This window comes from Alteromonas gracilis (genome assembly GCF_002993325.1).
In the GTDB taxonomy this organism is placed as follows: Bacteria; Pseudomonadota; Gammaproteobacteria; order Enterobacterales; family Alteromonadaceae; genus Alteromonas; species Alteromonas gracilis.
Genome location: NZ_PVNO01000016.1, coordinates 1 through 3,485, shown reverse-complemented (window position 1 = coordinate 3,485; position 3,485 = coordinate 1). Strand labels below are relative to the sequence as shown.

At 49.4% G+C, this 3,485-nt stretch carries 2 rRNA genes; both read right to left on the bottom strand.

Features of this window, described 5'->3' with window-relative positions:
• Window positions 1-132: 132 nt before the first annotated feature.
• Window positions 133-248, bottom strand: a 5S ribosomal RNA gene (gene rrf / locus C6Y39_RS05280).
• Between the two features lie 216 nt (window positions 249-464).
• Window positions 465-3,343 (bottom strand): 23S ribosomal RNA (locus C6Y39_RS05275).
• Window positions 3,344-3,485 lie beyond the last annotated feature (142 nt).

Sequence of the window (3,485 nt, the reverse complement as noted above, 5' to 3'; positions counted from 1 at the left end):
GCTCCATAGTCGACGGGGCCTGGGCCGCAGGCACATGAAATTAAATTCGTGGGGATCCCTCAGACTCTGACCCCATTTTTTTCTGGCGCAGAAAGCAAAAAACCCGCCGTTAGGCGGGTTTTTCTTAATGGGACCTGGCAGTGTCCTACTCTCACATGGGGAGACCCCACACTACCATCGGCGCTAATACGTTTCACTTCTGAGTTCGGAATGGAGTCAGGTGGTACCGTATCGCTATGGCTGCCAGGAAAAACTTTTAGTGCAGAATCATGATGCTTTTTATCATGACTTCTGCGCAAGGAGGACCAACAGTACTCTTTAGAGCCTATTTAATCATCGTTGCTTAATAACTAACAAATCGGAAAGATAATATTAATTCAATCAGTGAGTAACTGCTTTTTACTCTTACTTGCTTACTTAGCTTGTCTACAACACTCAAAAGCCTAAAGCTTCTTGGGCGTTGTATGGTTAAGCCTCTCGGGCAATTAGTACAGGTTAGCTTAACGCCTTACAACGCTTCCACACCCTGCCTATCAACGTCATCGTCTATAACAACCCTTCCAGACCTTAAAGGTCAGGGATGACTCATCTTTGGGCCGGCTTCCCGCTTAGATGCTTTCAGCGGTTATCCGTTCCGAACATAGCTACCGGGCAATGCCATTGGCATGACAACCCGAACACCAGCGGTTCGTCCACTCCGGTCCTCTCGTACTAGGAGCAGCTCCCATCAATCATCCAACGCCCACACCAGATAGGGACCGAACTGTCTCACGACGTTCTAAACCCAGCTCGCGTACCACTTTAAATGGCGAACAGCCATACCCTTGGGACCGACTTCAGCCCCAGGATGTGATGAGCCGACATCGAGGTGCCAAACACCGCCGTCGATATGAACTCTTGGGCGGTATCAGCCTGTTATCCCCGGAGTACCTTTTATCCGTTGAGCGATGGCCCTTCCATACAGAACCACCGGATCACTATGACCTACTTTCGTACCTGCTCGACGTGTCTGTCTCGCAGTTAAGCTAGCTTATGCCATTGCACTAACCTCACGATGTCCGACCGTGATTAGCTAACCTTCGTGCTCCTCCGTTACTATTTGGGAGGAGACCGCCCCAGTCAAACTACCCACCAGACACTGTCCACAATCCCGATAAGGGACCAATGTTAGAACATCAAACATACAAGGGTGGTATTTCAAGGACGGCTCCACACAATCTAGCGACTGTGCTTCAAAGCCTCCCACCTATCCTACACATGTAGGTTCAATGTTCAGTGCCAAGCTGTAGTAAAGGTTCACGGGGTCTTTCCGTCTAGGTGCGGGTACACAGCATCTTCACTGCGATTTCAATTTCACTGAGTCTCGGGTGGAGACAGCGTGGCCATGGTTACACCATTCGTGCAGGTCGGAACTTACCCGACAAGGAATTTCGCTACCTTAGGACCGTTATAGTTACGGCCGCCGTTTACCGGGGCTTCGATCAAGAGCTTCGTCCGAAAACTAACCCCATCAATTAACCTTCCGGCACCGGGCAGGTGTCACACCCTATACGTCCTCTTACGAGTTTGCAGAGTGCTGTGTTTTTAATAAACAGTCCCAGCCACCTGGTCACTGCGGCCCCCATTTGCTTACCACGCGAAGTGTTCACAAACAGGGGCGTACCTTCTCCCGAAGTTACGGTACAATTTTGCCGAGTTCCTTCACCCGAGTTCTCTCAAGCGCCTTAGTATTCTCTACCTGACCACCTGTGTCGGTTTGGGGTACGGTTCATATAATCATAAGTTTAGAAGCTTTTCCTGGAAGCAGGGCATCAACAACTTCACTCCCTTGGGAGCTCGTCTCGCGTCTCAGCTTTAAGAATCCGGATTTACCTAAATTCTCGGCCTACTCGCTTTCACTTGGACAACCAACGCCAAGCTTGCCTAGCCTTCTCCGTCCCTCCATCACTGATTATATAAGTACGGAAATATTAATCCGTTTCCCATCGACTACGCATTTCTGCCTCGCCTTAGGGGCCGACTTACCCTGCCCTGATTAGCATGGGACAGGAAACCTTGGTCTTCCGGCGTGGGAGTTTTTCACTCCCATTATCGTTACTCATGTCAGCATTCGCACTTGTGATATGTCCAGCAAGCTTTACAACTCACCTTCATCCACTTACACAACGCTCCCCTACCCAGCAAGTAAACTTGCTGCCGCAGCTTCGGTATATTGCTTAGCCCCGTTACATCTTCCGCGCAGGCCGACTCGACTAGTGAGCTATTACGCTTTCTTTAAAGGGTGGCTGCTTCTAAGCCAACCTCCTAGCTGTCTGTGCCTTCCCACATCGTTTCCCACTTAGCAATATTTTGGGACCTTAGCTGGCGGTCTGGGTTGTTTCCCTCTCCACGACGGACGTTAGCACCCGCCGTGTGTCTCCCGGATAGTTCTCATTGGTATTCGGAGTTTGCAAAGGGTTGGTAAGTCGGGATGACCCCCTAGCCTTAACAGTGCTCTACCCCCAATGGAATTCGTCCGAGGCTCTACCTAAATAGATTTCGGGGAGAACCAGCTATCTCCCGGTTTGATTGGCCTTTCACCCCCAGCCACAGGTCATCCCCTAACTTTTCAACGTTAGTGGGTTCGGTCCTCCAGTTGATGTTACTCAACCTTCAACCTGCCCATGGCTAGATCACCGGGTTTCGGGTCTATACCTAGCAACTAAACGCGCAGTTAACACTCGCTTTCGCTACGGCTCCGTTATTCACTTAACCTCGCTACTAAATATAAGTCGCTGACCCATTATACAAAAGGTACGCAGTCACACCACGAAGGTGCTCCCACTGCTTGTACGTATACGGTTTCAGGTTCTATTTCACTCCCCTCACAGGGGTTCTTTTCGCCTTTCCCTCACGGTACTGGTTCACTATCGGTCAGTTAGGAGTATTTAGCCTTGGAGGATGGTCCCCCCATATTCAGTCAAGATAACACGTGTCCCGACCTACTCGATTTCACTGTAAAGATTGCGTCGTGTACAGGGCTATCACCTTGTATCGCTCCTCTTCCCAAAGGATTCCACTACATTCAATACAGCTTAAGGGCTGTTCCCCGTTCGCTCGCCGCTACTAGGGGAATCTCAATTGATTTCTTTTCCTAAGGGTACTTAGATGTTTCAGTTCCCCTCGTTCGCCTCGTTACGCTATGTATTCACGTAACGATACCTGTAAACAGGTGGGTTTCCCCATTCGGACATCTGTGGCTCAAATGCATTTTGTCGGCTCACCACAGCTTTTCGCAGACTTACACGTCCTTCATCGCCTCTAACTGCCAAGGCATCCACCGTATACGCTTCGTCACTTAACCATACAACCCCAAACAGCCTTTTGACTTCTGTCTAAGTTATGTCGCATGAATGACAAGCTAATCGGAAGAATTGCCTTGCTATCAATAAATTGATAACAAGCAATTCAGTCAAGTAGAGTAAAAAGTACGTCTTTCGACTTCT